The sequence below is a fragment of the Synechococcus sp. A10-1-5-1 genome, assembly GCF_023115425.1.
Classification (GTDB): Bacteria; Cyanobacteriota; Cyanobacteriia; order PCC-6307; family Cyanobiaceae; genus Vulcanococcus.
Genome location: NZ_CP096032.1, coordinates 1,515,172 through 1,533,954 on the forward strand (window position 1 = coordinate 1,515,172; position 18,783 = coordinate 1,533,954).

At 63.2% G+C, this 18,783-nt stretch carries 20 protein-coding genes; 13 read left to right on the forward strand and 7 right to left on the reverse strand.

What is annotated here, in order from left to right; all coding sequences use genetic code 11:
• Positions 1 to 49: 49 nt before the first annotated feature.
• Genes MY494_RS08130 through MY494_RS08145 form a run of 4 tightly spaced genes read left to right on the forward strand, consistent with a single transcriptional unit; the run spans position 50 to position 5,020 of the window.
• Complete coding sequence (locus tag MY494_RS08130; RefSeq protein ID WP_305852215.1) at positions 50 to 1,060, forward strand: RpoD/SigA family RNA polymerase sigma factor; 1,011 nt, start codon at positions 50 to 52, stop codon at positions 1,058 to 1,060.
• Between the two features lie 55 nt (positions 1,061 to 1,115).
• Positions 1,116 to 2,864, forward strand: a complete 1,749-nt coding sequence (locus MY494_RS08135) for an ABC transporter ATP-binding protein (protein WP_247909746.1) — start codon at positions 1,116 to 1,118, stop codon at positions 2,862 to 2,864.
• The gene (gene mutY, locus MY494_RS08140) at positions 2,861 to 4,027 is read left to right on the forward strand and encodes an A/G-specific adenine glycosylase (RefSeq protein ID WP_247909748.1); all 1,167 of its coding nucleotides are present in this window, start codon (positions 2,861 to 2,863) and stop codon (positions 4,025 to 4,027) included. The genes MY494_RS08135 and mutY overlap by 4 nt, the downstream gene beginning before the upstream one ends.
• A gap of 3 nt (positions 4,028 to 4,030) precedes the next feature.
• A complete protein-coding gene (locus MY494_RS08145) occupies positions 4,031 to 5,020 on the forward strand; it encodes a carbohydrate kinase (RefSeq protein ID WP_247909750.1) in 990 nt (329 codons plus the stop codon).
• Here MY494_RS08145 and tsaE read toward each other — a convergent pair.
• A complete protein-coding gene (gene tsaE, locus MY494_RS08150; protein ID WP_247909752.1) occupies positions 5,017 to 5,469 on the reverse strand; it encodes a tRNA (adenosine(37)-N6)-threonylcarbamoyltransferase complex ATPase subunit type 1 TsaE in 453 nt (150 codons plus the stop codon). The two genes, MY494_RS08145 and tsaE, sit on opposite strands and share 4 nt — an antisense overlap.
• Before the next feature lie 125 nt (positions 5,470 to 5,594).
• Between tsaE and ahcY the strand changes: the two genes are divergently transcribed.
• On the forward strand, positions 5,595 to 7,022 hold the full coding sequence (ahcY, locus tag MY494_RS08155; protein WP_247909754.1) for an adenosylhomocysteinase: 1,428 nt from the start codon (positions 5,595 to 5,597) through the stop codon (positions 7,020 to 7,022).
• 103 nt (positions 7,023 to 7,125) lie between these two features.
• Here the strand turns inward: ahcY and MY494_RS08160 are convergent, their stop codons facing one another.
• Complete coding sequence (locus MY494_RS08160; RefSeq protein WP_247909755.1) at positions 7,126 to 7,515, reverse strand: single-stranded DNA-binding protein; 390 nt, start codon at positions 7,513 to 7,515, stop codon at positions 7,126 to 7,128.
• Between the two features lie 182 nt (positions 7,516 to 7,697).
• Between MY494_RS08160 and MY494_RS08165 the strand changes: the two genes are divergently transcribed.
• The 7 genes from MY494_RS08165 (at position 7,698) to MY494_RS08195 (ending at position 14,055) form a co-directional block, all read left to right on the forward strand.
• On the forward strand, positions 7,698 to 8,744 hold the full coding sequence (locus MY494_RS08165; protein WP_256463402.1) for a rod shape-determining protein: 1,047 nt from the start codon (positions 7,698 to 7,700) through the stop codon (positions 8,742 to 8,744).
• A 5-nt stretch (positions 8,745 to 8,749) separates the two neighbouring features.
• A complete protein-coding gene (gene mreC / locus MY494_RS08170; RefSeq protein WP_247911999.1) occupies positions 8,750 to 9,469 on the forward strand; it encodes a rod shape-determining protein MreC in 720 nt (239 codons plus the stop codon).
• A 2-nt stretch (positions 9,470 to 9,471) separates the two neighbouring features.
• Positions 9,472 to 9,969: a rod shape-determining protein MreD gene (locus MY494_RS08175; protein ID WP_247909757.1), complete on the forward strand. Its 498-nt coding sequence runs from the start codon at positions 9,472 to 9,474 to the stop codon at positions 9,967 to 9,969.
• Positions 9,966 to 11,288: a sugar ABC transporter substrate-binding protein gene (locus tag MY494_RS08180; RefSeq protein ID WP_247909758.1), complete on the forward strand. Its 1,323-nt coding sequence runs from the start codon at positions 9,966 to 9,968 to the stop codon at positions 11,286 to 11,288. Before MY494_RS08175 ends, MY494_RS08180 begins: the two co-directional genes overlap by 4 nt.
• A gap of 114 nt (positions 11,289 to 11,402) precedes the next feature.
• The gene (rpaB, locus tag MY494_RS08185; protein WP_371820576.1) at positions 11,403 to 12,209 is read left to right on the forward strand and encodes a response regulator transcription factor RpaB; all 807 of its coding nucleotides are present in this window, start codon (positions 11,403 to 11,405) and stop codon (positions 12,207 to 12,209) included.
• A gap of 37 nt (positions 12,210 to 12,246) precedes the next feature.
• Positions 12,247 to 13,746, forward strand: a complete 1,500-nt coding sequence (gene lysS / locus MY494_RS08190; protein ID WP_247909760.1) for a lysine--tRNA ligase — start codon at positions 12,247 to 12,249, stop codon at positions 13,744 to 13,746.
• A 45-nt stretch (positions 13,747 to 13,791) separates the two neighbouring features.
• Positions 13,792 to 14,055, forward strand: a complete 264-nt coding sequence (locus tag MY494_RS08195) for a hypothetical protein (RefSeq protein WP_010314125.1) — start codon at positions 13,792 to 13,794, stop codon at positions 14,053 to 14,055.
• 30 nt (positions 14,056 to 14,085) lie between these two features.
• Here MY494_RS08195 and MY494_RS08200 read toward each other — a convergent pair whose 3' ends face one another.
• From MY494_RS08200 to egtB, 5 genes are read right to left on the reverse strand one after another with little or no spacing between them, the layout of a single operon-like run.
• Complete coding sequence (locus MY494_RS08200) at positions 14,086 to 14,886, reverse strand: YdcF family protein (protein ID WP_247909761.1); 801 nt, start codon at positions 14,884 to 14,886, stop codon at positions 14,086 to 14,088.
• A complete protein-coding gene (locus MY494_RS08205; protein ID WP_247909763.1) occupies positions 14,886 to 15,287 on the reverse strand; it encodes a hypothetical protein in 402 nt (133 codons plus the stop codon). The genes MY494_RS08200 and MY494_RS08205 overlap by 1 nt, the downstream gene beginning before the upstream one ends.
• The gene (locus MY494_RS08210; protein ID WP_185186541.1) at positions 15,284 to 15,511 is read right to left on the reverse strand and encodes a hercynine metabolism small protein; all 228 of its coding nucleotides are present in this window, start codon (positions 15,509 to 15,511) and stop codon (positions 15,284 to 15,286) included. Before MY494_RS08210 ends, MY494_RS08205 begins: the two co-directional genes overlap by 4 nt.
• Positions 15,512 to 15,530: 19 nt before the next feature.
• The gene (gene egtD / locus MY494_RS08215) at positions 15,531 to 16,511 is read right to left on the reverse strand and encodes an L-histidine N(alpha)-methyltransferase (RefSeq protein ID WP_247909764.1); all 981 of its coding nucleotides are present in this window, start codon (positions 16,509 to 16,511) and stop codon (positions 15,531 to 15,533) included.
• The gene (gene egtB / locus MY494_RS08220) at positions 16,508 to 17,689 is read right to left on the reverse strand and encodes an ergothioneine biosynthesis protein EgtB (RefSeq protein WP_247909766.1); all 1,182 of its coding nucleotides are present in this window, start codon (positions 17,687 to 17,689) and stop codon (positions 16,508 to 16,510) included. The genes egtD and egtB overlap by 4 nt, the downstream gene beginning before the upstream one ends.
• An 84-nt stretch (positions 17,690 to 17,773) precedes the next feature.
• Here egtB and MY494_RS08225 point away from each other — a divergent pair, with 84 nt between their 5' ends.
• Positions 17,774 to 18,775, forward strand: coding sequence for a cysteine synthase A (locus MY494_RS08225; protein ID WP_247909767.1), 1,002 nt, complete (start codon positions 17,774 to 17,776; stop codon positions 18,773 to 18,775).
• Positions 18,776 to 18,783 lie beyond the last annotated feature (8 nt).

Genomic DNA, 18,783 nt, shown 5'->3' on the forward strand with positions numbered 1-18,783 from the left:
TTCAGGGTAGGCTTTACATCAGTTCACGTTTCGAGCCGTGGTCGTTGCAATCGCTCCGAGCCGACCCGCTGCCGCAGAGCGCGAGACCGCGCTGGCTGGTGGAACGGACCTGGTGCGCTCGTATCTGCGGGACATCGGCCGGGTGCCGCTGCTGACCCACGAGCAGGAGATCACCCTGGGCCGTCAGGTCCAGGAATTGGTGGCGCTAGAGGTGCTGGAGCAGGAGCTGGCCAGCCGCGAGGGGGTGGAGAAGCCCTCGGCTGCTGTCTTGGCGAAGGAGGCCGGCCTGACCCCCGTGCAACTCAAGAAAAGGCTCCGTAGTGGTCAGCGCGCCAAGGAGCGGATGGTGGCCGCCAACTTGCGCTTGGTGGTGAGCGTGGCCAAGAAGTACACCAAGCGGAACATGGAGCTCCTGGACTTGATCCAGGAGGGAACCATCGGCCTGGTGCGGGGCGTCGAGAAGTTCGACCCGACCCGGGGCTACAAGTTCAGTACCTATGCGTATTGGTGGATCCGCCAGGGGATCACGCGGGCGATTGCGGAGAAGAGCAGAACGATCCGTCTGCCGATCCACATCACCGAGACGCTGAACAAGCTCAAGAAGGGCCAGCGGGAGCTCAGCCAAGAGCTGGGCCGCACCCCGACCGTGACGGAGCTGGCGGAATTTGTGGACCTGCCGGAGGAGGAGGTGAAGGACCTGCTCTGCCGCGCGCGTCAGCCCGTGAGCCTGGAGACCAAGGTTGGCGATGGGGATGACACGGAGCTGCTGGACCTGCTGGCGGCCGATGGCACTCAGCCGTCAGAGCTGGTGGATGGGGAGTGCCTGCGGATGGACATGCGTGGTCTGCTGGACCAACTGCCGGACCTGCAGGGGCGCGTCCTGAAGATGCGTTACGCGATTCCCTGCCGTGACGTGCCCGATCCCGATGAGCCGATGAGCCTGACAGGTATAGGCCGGGTGCTGGGCATCAGTCGCGACCGCGTTCGGAACCTCGAGCGTGATGGTTTGGCTGGTCTGCGTCGCTTGAGCCAGAACGTTCAGGCCTACGTGGCGGTTTAAGGCCTACCCTCGGCCAACGCGTTCAGGTTCGAGTGTGAGTTCGACCCGACAACTCTTGCTCGGACTTGCCGGTCACCTCAGCGGCAGACGCAAGCGACAGCTTGTTCTGTTGAGCCTGGTCACCCTTGCTGCAGCCGCCGCCGAGTTGGTCTCTCTGGGATCGGTCTTGCCATTCTTGGCTGTGTTGACAGAGCCAGAAGTCATCTGGCGATGGTCCGGGGTTCAGCAGTTGGCTGGCATGGCTGGGTGGACTTCTCCCGATCAGCTCTTAATTCCCTCTGCAGGGATCTTCGCTTTTGCTGCAGTAGCAGCGGCATGTGTGCGTTTGTTCAACCTTTGGCTTGGCGGGCAACTGGCCGCAGCGATTGGCTCTGATCTGAGCTGTGAAGCCTACCGGCGTACCCTGTACCAGCCTTATACGTTACATGTGCAGCGTAATAGCAGCACAGTGATTAATTCGGTCACGAACCAAATCGGCAGGGCAGTTGCAGCAATCGATGCATTCCTGGTTACCTGTACGGCCGTTGTTGTTTCGACCTCCCTGTTGTTTGGCTTGTTGTGGATTGATTGGGCCGTTGCAGCAGGTGCGGCTGTGTTGTTTGGTGGAGCATATTGGTTTATTGCATTTCTTTCAAAGAAAAAGCTGGCTAGAAATAGTTCCATCATTAATGCTAGTGCTGCCCGGACTGTGAAGGCATTGCAGGAAGGCCTGGGTGCGATTCGTGAGGTCTTGCTGGATGGAACGCAGCCGGCTTACTTGGAGATCTACCGTTCATCAGACCGACCCCAGCGACAGTTTCAAGCCAAAAATCAGTTTCTGAGTACTTTTCCCCGCTTTGCTCTAGAGGCCTTGGGGTTGTTGGCGATCGCGTTTCTGGCCTTCGCTCTTGTGCTCAGCAAAGGCAGTGGCTCAGCTGCGATTCCCCTCCTTGGTGCATTTGCACTTGGCGCTCAGCGACTGTTGCCCGCCATGCAACAGGCTTACAGCGGATGGTCCCAGTTGAAAGGTTATTCGGCTGACTTGGAAGGGGTGTTGAACATGCTTGAGCAGCCCTTGCCCTCAGCTTTGAAGTGCCAATCCAGGCTTGTTTTGAATGATGGGATTCATTTCCAAAATGTATGTTTTTCTTATGGACAAGAGACCTCTAGGGTTTTGGACGACTTATCCATGTCCATTGGACTTGGTCAACGTGTTGGCTTAATCGGTTCAACGGGCAGCGGCAAAAGCACGACAGTGGATTTGTTGATGGGTTTGTTGGCGCCCACAGATGGTCAGATTCTTGTAGACGATCTTGATTTGCATGATTCGAATCACCCTGAACGTCTATTGGCTTGGCGTTCGGCGATTGCCCATGTGCCTCAAAGTATTTATCTGGCAGATAGTTCAATTGCTGAAAATATTGCCTTCGGGGTGCCTAAGGACCAGATCGATTTCGATCGTGTCCGGCTCGCTTCCCGTCAAGCGCAGATCGCATCCCTTGTCGAAGCCAGCCCAGATGGCTACGAAAGTTTTGTGGGGGAGCGCGGCATTCGTTTGAGTGGTGGTCAACGCCAGCGCTTGGGTATTGCCCGTGCGCTCTACAAGCAGGCCCAGGTGTTGATCTTGGACGAAGCGACGAGCGCCTTGGATAACAGCACTGAGCAGGCGGTGATGGATGCGATCAACCAATTGGATCGCAATCTCACGGTCGTCATGATTGCCCACCGTTTGAGCACGGTTGCCAAGTGCGACCGTGTGATCCGCTTGGACCATGGACGTGTCGTTGCAGACGGCCCCCCGTCCGAGGTGTTGGCACAAGTTTGAAGACTCCGGTCAGCCTCAGCGACACTCTCCGAGCTGGGCTTCTGCATTGGTGGCTGGCCCATGGCCGTCACGGGATTCCTTGGAAACTGACTGCCCAGGGACGTGCGCAAGCTTCCCAGGAAGTGCTGAACCCTTATCCGATCTGGGTTGCAGAGGTCATGCTCCAGCAGACCCAGCTGCAGGTCGTGCTCCCCTATTGGCACCGCTGGATGGGGCGCTTCTCCACGCTTCAGGCCCTAGCGGAAGCCGATGAGCAAGAGGTCCTGTTGCTCTGGCAAGGCCTTGGCTATTACTCCCGCGCTCGCCGACTTCATCAAGGGGCCCAGCAGTTCCTGAGGACCTACGGGCAAGGTCTTACGGACGATGAGTTCGACCGATGGCCCCGTGACCTCGAGAGTTGGTTGGTTCTGCCGGGCATTGGTCCGAGCACCGCCGGAAGCATCCTCTCGTCGGCGTTTGATCTGCCCTTTCCGATCCTTGATGGCAACGTCAGGCGGGTGCTCTCGCGTTTGACCGCCAGTCCCATGCCCCCGGCTCGCAATAGCAATGAGCTCTGGGCTCTAAGCGAGAAGCTGCTTTCGAGAGAGCATCCCCGCTCCTTCAACCAAGCCCTGATGGATCTCGGGGCCACGGTCTGCACCCCCAAAAACCCCAGCTGTCTCCAATGCCCCTGGATCGACCACTGCGCTGCCTACGCTTCCGGCGATCCAGCCACCTATCCCGTGAAGGAAGCCCCGCGAGAATTGCCCTTTCAGGTCATTGGCGTCGGCGTGGTGCTCAACGACACCGGCGAGGTTCTGATTGATCAGCGCCTGAATGAGGGTCTGCTGGGCGGGCTTTGGGAATTCCCCGGCGGGAAGCAGGAGCCTGGCGAGGCCATTGAGGCCACCATCTGCCGCGAGTTGCAGGAGGAGCTGGCTATTGAGGTGGAGGTGGGTGAGGAGTTGATCAGCATCGATCACGCTTACAGTCATAAGCGGTTGCGTTTCGTTGTGCATCTCTGCCAGTGGTGCTCGGGGGAGCCGCAGCCCTTGGCCTCGCAGCAGGTGCGTTGGGTGAAAGCCCAGCAGCTCGGTGACTTTCCGTTCCCAGCAGCCAATGTGCGGATCATTGCCGCATTGCTTGCGCGTCTCCACCCTGAGGAGGGAACCGACGCGGCCTGATCGATGAACCCAGCTCCCAAGGTGATTTGTCTGGGCGAGGCCCTGGTGGATCGACTGGGGCCATTGGGGGGAGATCCGGCGACGGCACCACGGGACCAGTGCGACGATCGACTGGGCGGAGCTCCGGCGAATGTCGCCTGCGCCTTGGCTCGCTTGGGTACCCCCTCGGCCTTCGTTGGTCGCTTGGGGCGGGATGCGATCGGGGAGTCCTTTAAACGGTTGATGGCCAGCCGCGGCGTGGAGCTTGCGGGTTTGCAACGGGATGCCACGCGCCCGAGTCGCGTTGTTCTGGTGCGCCGCCATGCCGATGGGGAGCGGGTCTTCCAGGGATTTGCAGGGGATCAGGGGCAGGGCTTTTCGGACCAAGCCCTGGATTGCTCGGAGCTGCAAGCGGCCTGGCCCCCCCTGGCTGCCCAAGCCCAATGGCTCCTGGTGGGAACGATTCCGCTGGCCACGGCGGCATCCGCGGAAAGCTTGCGCTGGGCCTTGGATCAGGCCAAGGGCGCAGGCGTGCGAATTGCCTTGGACGTCAATTGGCGCCCCACCTTTTGGGATGAAAACCGTGATCCTGCTGCGGGACCGGATCCCGGGGCCTTGAGCGCGATGCAGCCTCTGGTCGCTGCGGCATCACTGTTGAAGCTTGCCAAGGAAGAGGCCCTCTGGTTGTTTGGCACGGCTGATCCGAGCTTGATCTCAGCCGACCTTCCCAAGGCACCCGATGTGGTGGTGACCGATGGCGGAAACCCTGTGCGGTGGTGTTTAGGCGGCGCATCCGGGGCGCTGGAGGCCCTAGCGCCACCCCAGGTGGTGGATACCACCGGCGCGGGAGATGCCTTCAGTTCGGGTCTGCTGCACCAGCTCGTGCAGGGTTCGGTGCCCCCTGAGCAGATGCTGCGTTTTGCCGCCGCCTGCGGGGCCTTGGTCTGTGGTGGTGCTGGGGCGATTGATCCCCAGCCGGATGCCGCTGCCGTTCAGCGATTTCTGCAGCGCTAGCGCTGCAGCCTGGCCATCCGGCCGGCCTCGGGATCGCCTGGATCCAGCAGGTCCAAGTGCAGGATCCAGGCCTCTTCGGGTCTAAAGCTCAGTCGTCCAGGCCATTCCACCGCCATCAAGGCCCCAAGCGCCTCGGCTTCCTCTTCTTCTTGGCAGAAGAGCTCATCGGCTGCGGAGGGGAGTTCCAGGCGGTAGAGGTCCAGGTGGACCAGGGCCCCTGTTTTGCCTCGGTAGTGCTGCGCCAGGGCAAAGGTGGGACTGGTGATGGGTTCATCGATCTCCAGAGCTTGCGCAATCCCTTGCACCAGCGAGGTTTTTCCGGCCCCCAGATCCCCCTCCAATAGCAGGATCGGTTTTGGATTCGGCAATGCGAGCCAGTCCAGGGCCAGCCGTTGGCCCAGGTCCTGGGTGGCTGCTGCATCCGCTAGCTGCACGCTCTGTTCTTGCATCCCGATAGATTGGTCTGAAGCGAGCCCGAAGCCTCGGCGTCTCTGCAGATATTCCAACCCTCTTGCCTTCCCCGCCGGGATCTCCCTCGGATGGCGAGATGCACTCACCTCAAGCACAACAAACCATGGTGGCTACCCCCACTGCGCCTGCACTGCAGAGCACCAGTACCTATGTGATCGCTGATCTGGGTCTGGCTGATTTCGGCCGTAAGGAGATCGAAATTGCTGAGACCGAGATGCCCGGTCTGGTGGCCCTGCGCAGCAAGTACGGCGCTGAGCAGCCCCTCAAGGGTGCCCGCATTGCGGGTTCCCTGCATATGACGATTCAGACCGCCGTTCTGATCGAAACCCTGGTGGCTTTGGGCGCCGAAGTCCGCTGGGCCAGCTGCAACATCTTCTCCACCCAGGACCACGCCGCTGCTGCGATCGCTGCAGCTGGCATCCCCGTTTTCGCCTACAAGGGCGAGACCCTCGATGAGTACTGGGCCTTCACCCACCGCATCCTGGAGTGGGGCGACGGCGGTACTCCCAACATGATCCTCGATGACGGCGGCGATGCCACCGGCCTCGTGATCCTGGGCACCAAGGCCGAGAGCGATCTTTCTGTGCTGGACAACCCCAGCAACGAAGAAGAGACCGCACTCTTCAACAGCATTCGCCAGAAGCTGGCTGCTCAGCCTGGCTTCTATTCCCGGATCAAGGCCCAGATCCAGGGTGTGACCGAGGAGACCACCACGGGTGTGGCCCGTCTCTATCAATTGCAGAAGAGCGGCGAGCTGCCCTTCCCCGCCATCAACGTCAACGACTCGGTCACCAAGAGCAAGTTCGACAACCTCTATGGCTGCCGCGAGTCCCTGGTGGACAGCATCAAGCGCGCCACTGACGTGATGGTGGCTGGCAAGGTCGCCCTGGTGCTCGGCTACGGCGATGTGGGCAAGGGTTCTGCCCAGTCCCTGCGTGGTCTTGGCGCCACCGTGATGATTGCGGAGATCGATCCGATCTGCGCCCTGCAGGCCGCGATGGAGGGCTATCGCGTCGTCCGTCTGGAGCACGTGGTTGGTGACGTTGACATCTTTGTCACCGCCACTGGCAACTTCCAGGTGATCCGCCATGAGCACTTGATCCAGATGAAGGATCAGGCGATCGTTTGCAACATCGGCCACTTCGATAACGAAATCGATGTCGCCTCCCTGAAGCAGTACACCTGGGAGAACATCAAGCCCCAGGTCGACCACATCACTCTGCCCAGCGGCAACAAGATCCTGCTGCTGGCCGAGGGTCGTCTGGTGAACCTGGGTTGTGCCACCGGCCACCCCAGCTTCGTGATGAGCAACTCCTTCACCAACCAGGTGCTGGCTCAGATCGAGCTCTTCACCAAGGGTGCTCAGTACGCCAAAGAGGTCTACGTGCTGCCCAAGCACCTCGATGAAATGGTGGCTCGCCTTCACCTCGAGAAGATCGGCGCCAAGCTCACTGAGCTCTCCGCTGAGCAGGCTGCTTACATCAACGTTCCTGTGGAAGGCCCCTACAAGCTCGAGCACTACCGCTACTGAGTCCGGGCACAACAAAGCCCCTCAGCGTTGAGGGGCTTCTCTTGACAAGCCCCGGTCGAATTCAGACCGGGCTTTTTTGTGCTCGTGTCCAGTCAGCTGGTGATCAGAACGGCACTTCTTCTTCGCTGGGGGCGCCGCCACCGAAACCACCGCCGCCATAGCCATTGGCTTCGGCGTCACGCTTGGAGCCCAGGAGTTCGAGGCGATCGACGCGGACCACGGGTTTGCTGCGCTCTTCCCCGCTGTTGCGGTCCGTCCAGCGGTCCAGCTTGAAGCTGCCGATGATCCCCAGCAGGGAGCCCTTGCGGACGTAATCAGCGGCTACCTGGGCTTGCTTGCCCCAGATCTCCAGGTTGAACCAGTCGGGTTCGTCGTTGTTGCTGCGGCGGTTCACCGCAATGGTCAGGTTGGCGACCATGCTGCCGGACTCGAAGTAGCGCACTTCGGGGTCGCGGCCAGCCCGGCCTACCAGGGTCACGGAATTGACGCCCATGGCGTTCTCCTGCGTTTGCGTTGGATCAATGATGCAGTCCCCGGGAGGGGAGCTTCGAGGTGAGAGTTCCACCCTTTGCCCCGGATGCGTCACCGCTGCCGCAAAACCCCAGTGGCGGCTGGGTCTTGCAGGGTGTCAGATCGCAGGATCTACCTATGCTTTGACGGTATGGGGGGACGTCTGTGTTCTTCAAGCGTTTCCAGCTGTCCCGTGACATTGGCATTGATCTCGGGACGGCCAACACCCTGATGTACGTCTCCGGCAAGGGGATCGTTCTGCAGGAACCCTCCGTGGTCGCAATTGACCTTGAGCGAGGTGTGCCCCTCGCGGTGGGTGATGAGGCCAAGCTCATGCTGGGCCGCACCCCTGGAAACATTCGCGCGGTGCGTCCTTTGCGCGATGGCGTCATCGCTGATTTCGACGCCGCTGAACAGATGATCAAGACCTTCATTCAGAAAGGGAATGATGGCCGCGGCATCGTGGCGCCCCGCTTGGTCATCGGCATCCCCAGTGGGGTGACCGGCGTGGAGCGCCGTGCGGTGCGCGAAGCCGGCTTGGCGGGGGCACGCAATGTTCATTTGATTGAAGAGCCCGTGGCGGCCGCGATTGGTGCGGGGCTACCCGTCACTGAGCCAGTGGGCACGATGATCGTCGATATCGGCGGTGGCACCACAGAGGTGGCCGTGCTGTCGCTGGGGGGAACGGTGCTCAGCGAGTCGGTGCGGGTCGCCGGCGATGAGCTCAGCGATTCGATCAGCACCTATCTCAAAAAGGTCCACAACCTGGTGGTTGGTGAGCGGACCGCCGAGGAGATCAAGATTCGGATTGGCTCGGCGTTCCCCGACGACGCCCACGACGAATCGACGATGGATGTCCGGGGCTTGCATCTGCTCTCGGGCTTGCCCCGCACGATTCCCGTGCGCGCCGGAGACATCCGCGAGGCCATGGCGGAGCCCCTCAACGTGATTGTCGAGGCGGTCAAACGCACCTTGGAGCGGACCCCGCCGGAGTTGGCCGCCGATATCGTCGACCGCGGCATCGTGCTGGCTGGCGGCGGTGCCTTGGTTCGCGGCATCACCGACCTGATCAGCCATGAGACCGGGATCCTGGTGCACATCGCCGACGACCCCTTGCTGTGTGTGGTCAACGGTTGCGGCCGGGTCATCGAGGACTACAAGGCCCTGGAGCGGGTGCTCGATACCCCTGACTTCAGCAGGCTGAGCGCGTGAAACCGATAGCTGGCCGCATCAACAAAGTCCTGCAGGCCTGGCCCTGGTGGCTCCTGCTGGCCGTGTTGGCTGGGGTTCGCCTCAGTAAGGGGGCGGGCGTGCTCGATGCCTATGCCCTGCTGAGCCGTCCCTTTTGGCCAGGTCCCGCGCAGTCCGAATGGCTGCGCTCCGCCCAGCAGTTGGACCAGCAAACCCGGCTCCAACAGCTCGAGAGCGACAACGCCCGCTTGCGCGGGCTGATTGCTCTAGATCAAGCCAAGGGCGCTCGCGTGTCGGCTCCGGTCATCTCCCGCCAGGCCTCCGGTTGGTGGCAGCAGTTGGAGTTGGGCAAGGGCAGCCTGCAGGGGGTGCGTGCTGGCTCGGCTGTTCTGGCTCCCGGGGGGCTGATTGGTCGTGTGGCCAGCGTCACCCCCACCACCGCCCGCGTGGCCCTGTTGACCAACAGCACCAGCCGCCTGGGGGTCTGGGTTCCGCGGGTTCAGCGCCATGGACTGTTGATTGGCGGCGACACGCCGCGGCCACGGCTGCAGTTCCTCGACAAGGACACGGGGGTGCGCCCTGGGGATGTGGTGACCACGTCGCCGGCCAGCACCTTGCTGCCCCCCAACCTCACGGTGGGTGTCGTTCAGAGCGTGGACGAGGAATTGGTGCCCGCCCCTGATGCCGTCGTACAGCTCAGCGCACCGATCGACGCGGTCGATTGGGTGCAGTTGGCGTCCCGTTAGCCATGGCTGGCTTGCACCGCCATGGCCTCAGCGTGGGCTCTGCCCTGGCCGTCCCGGCCTTGACCTTGCTGTCCCCGGGCTGGCTGAGCCTGGATGGCGTCTCCCCCAGTTGGGCGGTGCTGTGGCTGTTGCCCTGGGCCTTGGCGGATGGGTCGTTCTCAGGGGCGTTTGCAGGATTGGCGTTGGGGCTGCTGCTCGATGGCTTGCATATCGGCGATGTCAGCCAGTTGCCGGCCTTGGTTTTGCTGGGCTGGTGGTGGGGCCGGCTGGGCCGGCGGGGCAGTCCGATTGAGCGCAGCTTCAATTTGGGCCTGCTGGCCGCCCTGGGCAGCTTGCTGTTGGGGGGCAGCTTTCTGTTGCAGTGGCAGTTCCTAGGCGTTCTGCCGGAGGGTGGCTTGCAGCTGCTGGCTGCTCAGGCTTTGATCACGGCCTTGCTGGCACCTCTGATTTGCTCGCTGTTGCTGCTGCGTTGGCGAAAACTGCTCTCCGCCCGGGGATGAGGAGACCACAACGTCTGGCGGGTGCGTTGATGGCGGCCGTGGCTTTGGCAGGGGTTCTCGCGGCTTGTTCCCCGGCTCGGCGCCAGGCCACAGAGCGCCAACCCATTCAGTTTTGGACTTTGGATTTAGCCCCCAAGTTCAATGACTACCTCAACGACGTCATTGCCCGCTGGGAGCAGCAGAACCCCGGCTATGACGTGGTCTGGACCGATGTTCCCTGGGGCTCGGTCGAGCGCAAATTGCTGGCGGCAGTGTTTGCGCGCACGGCACCCGATGTGGTGAACCTGAATCCGCTTTTCGCCGCCAATTTGGCCAGCAAAGGTGGCCTGCAGCCCCTCGAGCCCCTGCTGCCCCAGGGCGCTTCAAAGACCTATCTGCCGCTGATCTGGCAGGCGGGCCAAAGCGCCGCGCCCGATGGCCAGCCGCAGCAGTTCGCCATTCCTTGGTATCTGACGGCCCGGATCACCCTGGCCAACACTCAGCTCCTGAGCCAGGCCGGCTACAGCGCGCCGCCGCGCACCTGGGCTGAGGTGCCGGCCTACGCCGAAGCCGTGAAACGCCGCACCGGTCGCTACGCACTCTTTGTCACGGTCGTTCCCGAGGACTCCGCGGAACTGCTGGAGTCGCTGGTGCAGATGGGGGTGACGCTGTTGGATGCGCGTCAGCGGGCCGCCTTCAACACGCCAGCGGGGCGCCGGGCCTTTGCCTTTTGGAGCGATCTGTATCGCCGTGGCTTGCTGCCCCGCGAGGTGGTGAGTCAGGGCTACCGGCGCGCGATTGAGCTCTACCAAAGCGGTGAATTGGCCCAGGTGGGTAGCGGCGCGGAGTTCCTGCGCAGCATCCAAACCAATGCTCCTCAGGTGGCCGCGGCCACCCGTCCCTATCCGCCCCTGGCCGGATCCAACGGCGCCGCCAATGTCGCGGTGATGACCCTGGCCATTCCTCGCCAGAGCAAGGTGGCTGAGCCGGCGACCCGCTTCGCTCTATTTCTCACGGATGCCAGCAATCAAGCGCGCTTTGCTGAGCAGGCGCGGGTGCTGCCTTCGTCCATTGGGGCGCTGCAGCGGGTCCAGGAGACCTTGGAGGCTGAGGAACCGGCAACGCAGCCGGAGCGGTTGGTGCGTCAGGCCCGTTTGCTCTCCGCTCAAACCCTGTCCTCAGCGCGGGTTCTGGTGCCTGCCAGTCCTGGGGTAAAGCGTCTTCAGGCCATCGTTTACACCCAGCTTCAGCGGGCGATGTTGGGCCAGATCAGCAGCGACGCCGCCCTGGCTGAGGCAGAGCGTCAGTGGAACGCCTACGCGGCAGGACGTTGGCCCTAGTCCGACCTTGAGAAATGCTTAAGACTCGGCTCGCTTAGCTCAGGTCGCCTGCAAATGGCTATCGCCATCAGGGGTCTGAGAGTTAACGTTGCGCTTCTTCACGCTGTGTAGTGCATGCCGCTCGACGAGCAGCAACGACAGAGTGATGCCTCATCTGTCGAGGCTTCGTCAGAGCAGCGCGCCACCGTGATGGTGGTGGATGACGAACCTGCCGTGCGTCGGGTGCTGGTCATGCGTCTCCAGCTGGCTGGTTACAGGGTGGTCTGCGCCGAAGACGGCGAGGAAGCACTTGCTCTGTTTCACAAAGAGCAGCCCGACCTGGTGGTGCTCGATGTGATGCTCCCGAAGCTCGATGGCTTCGCGGTTTGCCGCCGTTTGCGGGCTGAGTCCTGCGTTCCGATCATTTTCCTCTCGGCCCTGGACGCCATTGCCGAGCGGGTGGCCGGTTTGGATCTGGGGGCTGATGACTATCTGCCCAAGCCCTTTAGCCCCAAAGAGCTGGAGGCTCGGATTGCCACGATTCTGCGCCGTGTGGGCCATGGTTCGGCCAACAACGAGCCCCGCGATGTTCCCGCCGGTCAGGGGGTGCTGCGGGTTGGTGATTTGGTGGTGGACACGAATCGCCGTCAGGTCACCCGCGATGGTGAGCGCATTGGTCTGACCTACACCGAATTCAGCCTGCTGGAGCTGCTGTTCCGCGAGCCGGGTCGGGTGGTTCCCCGGGCCGAGATTCTCGAGCAACTTTGGGGCTATCCGCCACGCCGTGCCGCTGACCTGCGGGTCGTGGACGTCTATGTGGCCCGTCTGCGGGGCAAGCTCGAGCCCGATCCCCGCAATCCGGAGTTGATCTTGACTGTGCGCGGTACGGGCTACGCCTCCCAGCGCATGGGCGAGAACGCCCCAATGGCTGCCGCCAGCTGATCCTGCAGGATGGCCGAACGCTGATTAATTCGGTCCCTTGTCTGAGCTGCGCGAGACCCGCCTCGAGAAAGGCAAGGCCCTAGCGGAGTTGGGCCAGGGTCCCTACGCCCTTCGCTTCGAGCCCAGCCACCGCACAGCTGAGCTGCAGACGGCCCACGCTGACTTGCCCAACGGCGAAGAGCGGGACGTGGCCGTAGCGGTGGCTGGCCGGGTGATGACGCGCCGGGTCATGGGCAAGCTCGCCTTTTTCACCCTGGCCGATGAGACCGGTCCGATCCAGCTCTTTATTGAGAAGGCGACCCTCGGAGACGCCTTTGGCCATCTGACCTCCTTGGTGGATGCAGGCGACCTGATTGGGGTCAGCGGCAGCCTGCGCCGCACCGATCGGGGTGAGCTGTCGGTGAAGGTCAAGAACTGGCAGATGCTCAGCAAGAGCTTGCAGCCCCTGCCCGACAAGTGGCACGGCCTGGCCGATGTGGAGAAGCGCTATCGCCAGCGCTATCTCGACCTGATCGTGTCTCCCGATACCCGGGAAACCTTCCGCCGCCGGGCCGTGGCGGTTAGTGCAATCCGCCGCTGGCTCGATGAGCGGGGCTTCCTTGAGATTGAAACCCCGGTGCTGCAAAGCGTTCCCGGTGGTGCCGATGCCCGTCCCTTCGAAACCCACCACAACGCCCTGGATCTTCCGCTGACCCTGCGGATCGCCACCGAATTGCACCTCAAGCGCCTCGTGGTCGGGGGCTTTGAGCGGGTCTACGAGCTGGGCCGGATCTTCCGCAACGAAGGCATCAGCACGCGCCACAACCCTGAGTTCACCTCGATTGAGGTGTATCAGGCCTATGCCGATTACAACGACATGATGGATCTCACGGAGCAATTGATTGCTCACGTGTGCCAGCAGGTCTGCGGCACGACCCGCATCACTTACCAGGGCACGGAGATTGACCTGACCCCTTCCTGGCGGCGGGCCACGATGCACGAGCTGGTGCTCGACGCGACGGGCCTCGACTTCAGCAGCTTCAGCAGCCGGGCTGAGGCGGCAGAGGCGATGCAAGCCCAGGGCTTGGCCGTGCCAGAGCTGGCTGACTCCGTGGGCCGTCTGCTGGTGGAAGCCTTCGATCAGAAGGTCGAGAGCACCTTGATCCAGCCCACCTTTGTCATCGATTACCCGGTCGAGAACTCACCGTTGGCGCGGGCCCACCGCAGCAAGCCGGGCCTGGTGGAGCGCTTTGAGTTGTTCATCGTTGGCCGTGAAACAGCCAATGCCTTTAGCGAATTGATCGATCCGGTCGATCAGCGCCAGCGGCTCGAATCCCAGATGGCCCGCAAAGCAGCCGGCGACGACGAAGCCCAGGAGGTGGACGAGGATTTCATTCATGCCCTGGAGGTGGGTATGCCCCCCACAGGTGGCCTCGGCATTGGCATTGACCGTCTGGTGATGCTGCTCACCGACAGCCCGTCCATTCGGGATGTGATCGCCTTCCCATTGCTGCGTCCTGAGGCGCGATCAGGCGCAGTGCCGCCTGCAATGGGATAATCGAACCTAGTAGGCAATCTCCCCCATTCGGGGGCTCGAGATTCGATGAGTGGCGAACGCGTCGGCTTCCGCTTTAAGCATGCAGATGCTGTAGTGAAGCGCAATCCCCAGGGCCGCTCCCGCCGGGGCTGGGTGATGGAGCCGGTGGAGCAAACCACCAGCCGCGGCACCAAGATGCCCGCTTACCGGATTCGCTGGCGCGACAGCGAGCGGCCCGAGATCGTGCTGCAGCACATGCTGATCGCCGATCCCGACCCCACTCCGCCGCCCGAGGGTGTGAGCTTGGTTCCCCCCGAACCCAAGAAGTGATCTTGCAAGGCCCCGCTTCAGGGGCCTTTTTCATGCCCAGCCCTTGAGGCGATAGAGCACCAGCCCCAGGTGTTCCTTGAGGGCCACGCTGCTCAGGTAGAGCGCTCCTGCATCAGGCAGGAGGTCTTGGACCACGGAGCCTGGGGTGGGGCGCCCCAAGCGTTGGCGCTCCGGCAGCAGGAAATCACAGGCCACGGGGATCACCTGGAGGCCGCTGCGCTTCTCAAACGTGGCCAGCGAGCGGGGCAGGTGAAAGGCGCTGGTCACCAGCAGCACCGTCGTCCAGCCCTGTTTCTTGGCGAGTTGGCCAATGTCGCGGGCTTCCTCGGCCGTGGTTGTCGAGAGGGGGTTGGGCAGGATCCGCTCACTTGGCACCCCGAGTTCCTCGGCGAGTACTTTGGCGGAGAAGGCTTCCGCGGGGGCGGGATCAGCCGCGGTGAAGCTGATCTGGGCGCCGCTCGTCACCAGGGTGCTTGCCTTGTTCTGGCGCATCAGCCGCACTCCGGTCAGCAGGCGATCTCCCCCTTCGCTCACTTCAACGCCCCGCCTCGGTGGCAAGGCCGGCTTGAGCCCCCCGCCGAGCACGACGATGGCGTCGGCGTTGGGGATCGTCTTTGGTGTGAGCGCCGCCGCCCGCTCCTCCAAGCCCCAGATCAACTGCCGGCTGGTGACTGGCATGGCAAACAGCCAAACCATGGCGATGCCCGAGGCCCCCAGCGCTCGGCTCAATTTGGGTTTGCGGCCACTGCCGAGCCCGGCGAGTTGCAGCAGCAACCCCAGGCCCAGGGGATAGACCAGAAGCGGCAGCAGTTTGGAGAGCAGAAAGCCCATCAGAGCCCCCGTCGCCGGCGCAGGTCTTCAAGGGCCTGTTCCGTTTCAAAGCGGGCCCAGGCCGAATCCAGGTCCTCGCTGCGCGGGGCTGGCTGGTGGAGGTCTTGGCCGATGGCTTCCAGCCGCTGCCAGAGCCCCCGGCCCTGCTCCATCAGCTGGTCAAGGTGCTCCCGTGCCCGTTTGCTCAGGTCGTGGGCACCAGCGGCCTGCGCTTTTTTCGTCCGCTCTTGCCACTGCTTGATCTCCGCAGCGAGCTCCAGCAGCTGGCGCCGCAGCTGGGCGGCCTCATTCAGCTGGTCTTGCCGGAGCCGCTCGCTCTGTTCGGGATGGGACCTGAGGAAACTCTCGAGCTGCTGCTCGAGTTTTTGCTCCAGCTCATCCCACCAGGACCAGGAACTCACGCCGATGGGGGCCGGGTGATCAGGGGCGCTTCGATCTCCTCCTGCAGGGGAGTGATCGCCGCCTCCCGCGAGCGCAGCAGTAACTGGGTGAGCCGGGCGATGGCGCCCTCTCCGAGGTTCTGCGTGGTCAGTTGTTCGAAGGCTTCGCCGTAGAGCTCCTCGAGCCGTTCAATCAGGCCTTCCCGCAGTTCCCGGGAGGCTCGCCGCTGATCTTCCCTCGCCATCGCACGTCCTTGAGGGCGCTCAGTCTGCCTGCTTCAGCAGGTGCAGCGATAGGTCATGGCGGGGATCACTCCAACGGGCTTCGCTAGCCCAGCCCGCCCGAGAGGCCAGGGCGAGGAAGGCCTCGGGGCTGTATTTGTGGCTTGTTTCGGTGATCAAGGCCTCCCCTTTGGCGAAGTGCCAGGTTTGGCCGCAGGCCTTCACCGTTTGCTCCCGCTGGCTGATCAGGGCCATTTCGATGTGGCTGGCCTCGGGGACCCAGCGGGCTTGGTAGCGGAACTGATCGAGGTCGAAGTCACTGCCCAGATCGCGGTTCAACCGCTGCAGCAGGTTGAGGGCGAAGCGGGCTGAGACACCGGCTGCGTCGTCGTAGGCCGCCTCAAGCCGCTCGGTTGCCTTGGGTTGATCGATGCCAATCAGCAGGGTTCCGCCGGGACCCAGCAGACGCCGAAATTGCCGCAGTAGTGCCTCAGCGGCGGCGGTGGTGAAGTTCCCCAGGGAGCTGCCGGGGAAGAAACCGTGACGCCGCTGCTGCTTCAGCAAGGGGTGGCTTGGCAGCTGCTCCAGTTGGCTGTAGTCGCAGCAGATGCCCAGCATTGGTACGCCTGGATGGTCCGCTTGGAGGCGCGTGCAGGCCTGGGCGAGATGGTCCGCACTGATGTCGAGGGCGACGTAGGCCGGCTGCTGCATGGCCTTGAGCAGCGGTCCGACTTTGCGGGCGCTGCCGGCTCCGAATTCCACCAGGGTGCCCTCCCCCAGGGCCGCGGCCATGGCCATCGCCTGGTCTTGGAGGAGGGCGGTTTCGGTCTTGGTCAGGCTGTATTCCGGCTGCTGGCAAATCAGGTCGAACAGGCGCGAGCCTTCTGCGTCGTAGAGAAACCAGGCTGGCAATTGCTTGGGGGTTTGACTCAGGCCCTCGATCACCAGCTGCTGCATGTCTGCCGCGGCGGGATGGAGATCGAGCAGTTCGGGGACGCCGCTGCGTTGCAGGGTGCTGGTCATGGCTGGCCCCCCATCGCCAGTCGAATCCCGCTGGCCATCCAACGGCTGTGCGGCGGGTAGAAGTTGCGGTAGGTCAGACGTTCGTGGCCAGCGGGCGTTAAAAAGCAGCTGCCCCGCAGTACGAACTGCGAGCTCATGAATTTGCCGTTGTATTCACCAATGGCCCCTGCCGCTGGCGCAAAGCCTGGATAGGGCCTGTAGGGGCTGCCGGTCCATTGCCATAGGCAGCCGAACACCTGCTCCAGTTCACCGCTGCCTGCCGCCAGTTCCCATTCGGCTTCCTCGGGTAGGCGGGCCCCAGCCCAGCGGGCGTAGGCATCGGCCTCAAACCAACTGATGTGTCTGACGGGGGCGCCTGGATGGCGTGCCCTCCGGCCGGCGAGGCTGAACTCCCAGTCGCCGCGCCAATAGCGCGGGGCTTGCCAGCCACGTTCTTGCACCAGGGCCCAGCCCTCACTCATCCAGAGGTCGGCGCGCTGGTATCCCCCGTCGGCGATGAAGGCGGCGTAGTCGCCATTGCTCACCAGTCCTTGGCTGATGGCGAAGGGCTCCAGCCAGATCCGGTGCCTTGGGGCTTCGTTGTCGAAGTGGAACGAGCCGGAGGCGGGCTCGAGGCCGATCTCCACGAGGCCGCCTTCGAAGCTGTGCCAGCCCTTGGGACTCGGGCTGCTCCAGCTGGCGTCGTAGGCCGCTTCGGGGAGGGGGTTGGCGGCGGGTTCAAGGGGATTGCGGCTGAAGCCGTCCAAGAGATCCATCAACAACAGCTCCTGGTGTTGCTGCTCGTGCTGCAGCCCTAGCTCCACTAGGGCTGCCGGGAGGCGATCCAGCTCGGCCATCAGGGCGCCCGTTACCCGCTGGCGCCAGGCCAGCACTTCAGCAATCGAGGGCCGGCTCAACAGGCCGCGCTCCGGTCTGGGGTGCCGTTCGCCAATGGCTTCGTAGTAGCTGTTGAACAGGTAGCGCCAACGGCTGTCGGCGCAGGTGTAGTTCTCCAGCTCGCTCAGCAGGAACTCCTCGAAAAACCAGGTGGTGTGCGCCAGATGCCATTTCGCTGGACTCGCGTCCGGCATCCCCTGCAGGCAGAGGTCCTCCGGTTCCAGTCCCTCGATCAAGGTCTCTGTTGCACGGCGAATCTCCTGCAGCCGCGGCATCACGGCGGCAGCTGCGGTCGACACCATCCCAACGGCTTCTGCTGAGCGGACCCTAGAAGCTCAACCCTGCTGCATCAACGCTTCTACGATCCCCGTAACGCAGGAACGGGCATGGGCGCCAGCACTCCGGGGATTGCATCCGGCTTCGTCGGTGCAGTGGGCCAGACCCCGCTCATTCGTCTGAACGCCCTGAGTGCCTTGACCGGTTGCGAGATCCTCGGCAAGGCGGAGTTCATGAACCCTGGCGGCTCCGTTAAGGACCGGGCGGCCCTGGGGATTCTGTTGGAGGCCGAAGAGCAGGGTCTGCTCAAGCCCGGCGGCACCGTGGTCGAGGGCACGGCGGGCAACACCGGGATTGGCCTGACGCACCTTTGCAATGCCCGCGGTTACCGGGCGGTGATCGTGATCCCTGAGACCCAATCGGCAGAGAAGATCGGTCTGTTGCGCAGCCTGGGGGCCGAGGTCCGCACCGTTCCCGCCGTTCCCTACAAGGACCCAAACAACTACGTCCGCCTCTCGGGCCGCATTGCCGAGCAGATTCCCGGCGCGGTGTGGGCCAATCAGTTCGACAACCTCGCCAACCGCCGCGCCCACTACCGGACCACGGGGCCGGAGATTTGGGAGCAAACCGGCGGCCAGGTGGATGCGTGGGTTGCAGCTACCGGCACAGGTGGAACCTATGCCGGTGTGGCCCTGTACCTAAAGGAGCAAAAGCCCCAACTCCGCTGTGTCTTGGCCGATCCCCACGGCAGTGCTCTCTACAGCTGGGCCACCAGCGGTGAACTCAGCAGCGAAGGCAACTCCATCACCGAGGGCATCGGCAACAGCCGCGTGACCGCGAACCTCGAGGGTGCCCCGGTGGATGACGCCGTTCGCATCCACGATCAGGACGCGCTGCAGACCATCTACGACCTGCTCTGGCAGGAGGGTCTGTTCCTCGGCGGCTCCGTTGGCATCAACGTTGCGGCCGCCGTTGAGACGGCCCGCAGGATGGGTCCCGGGCACACCATCGTCACGGTCCTCTGCGATAGCGGCGATCGCTATCGGTCACGGCTTTATGACGGTGAGTGGCTCAAGGGCAAAGGTCTGGATCAACCTGAGCGCGCGGCCTGATCCACGTT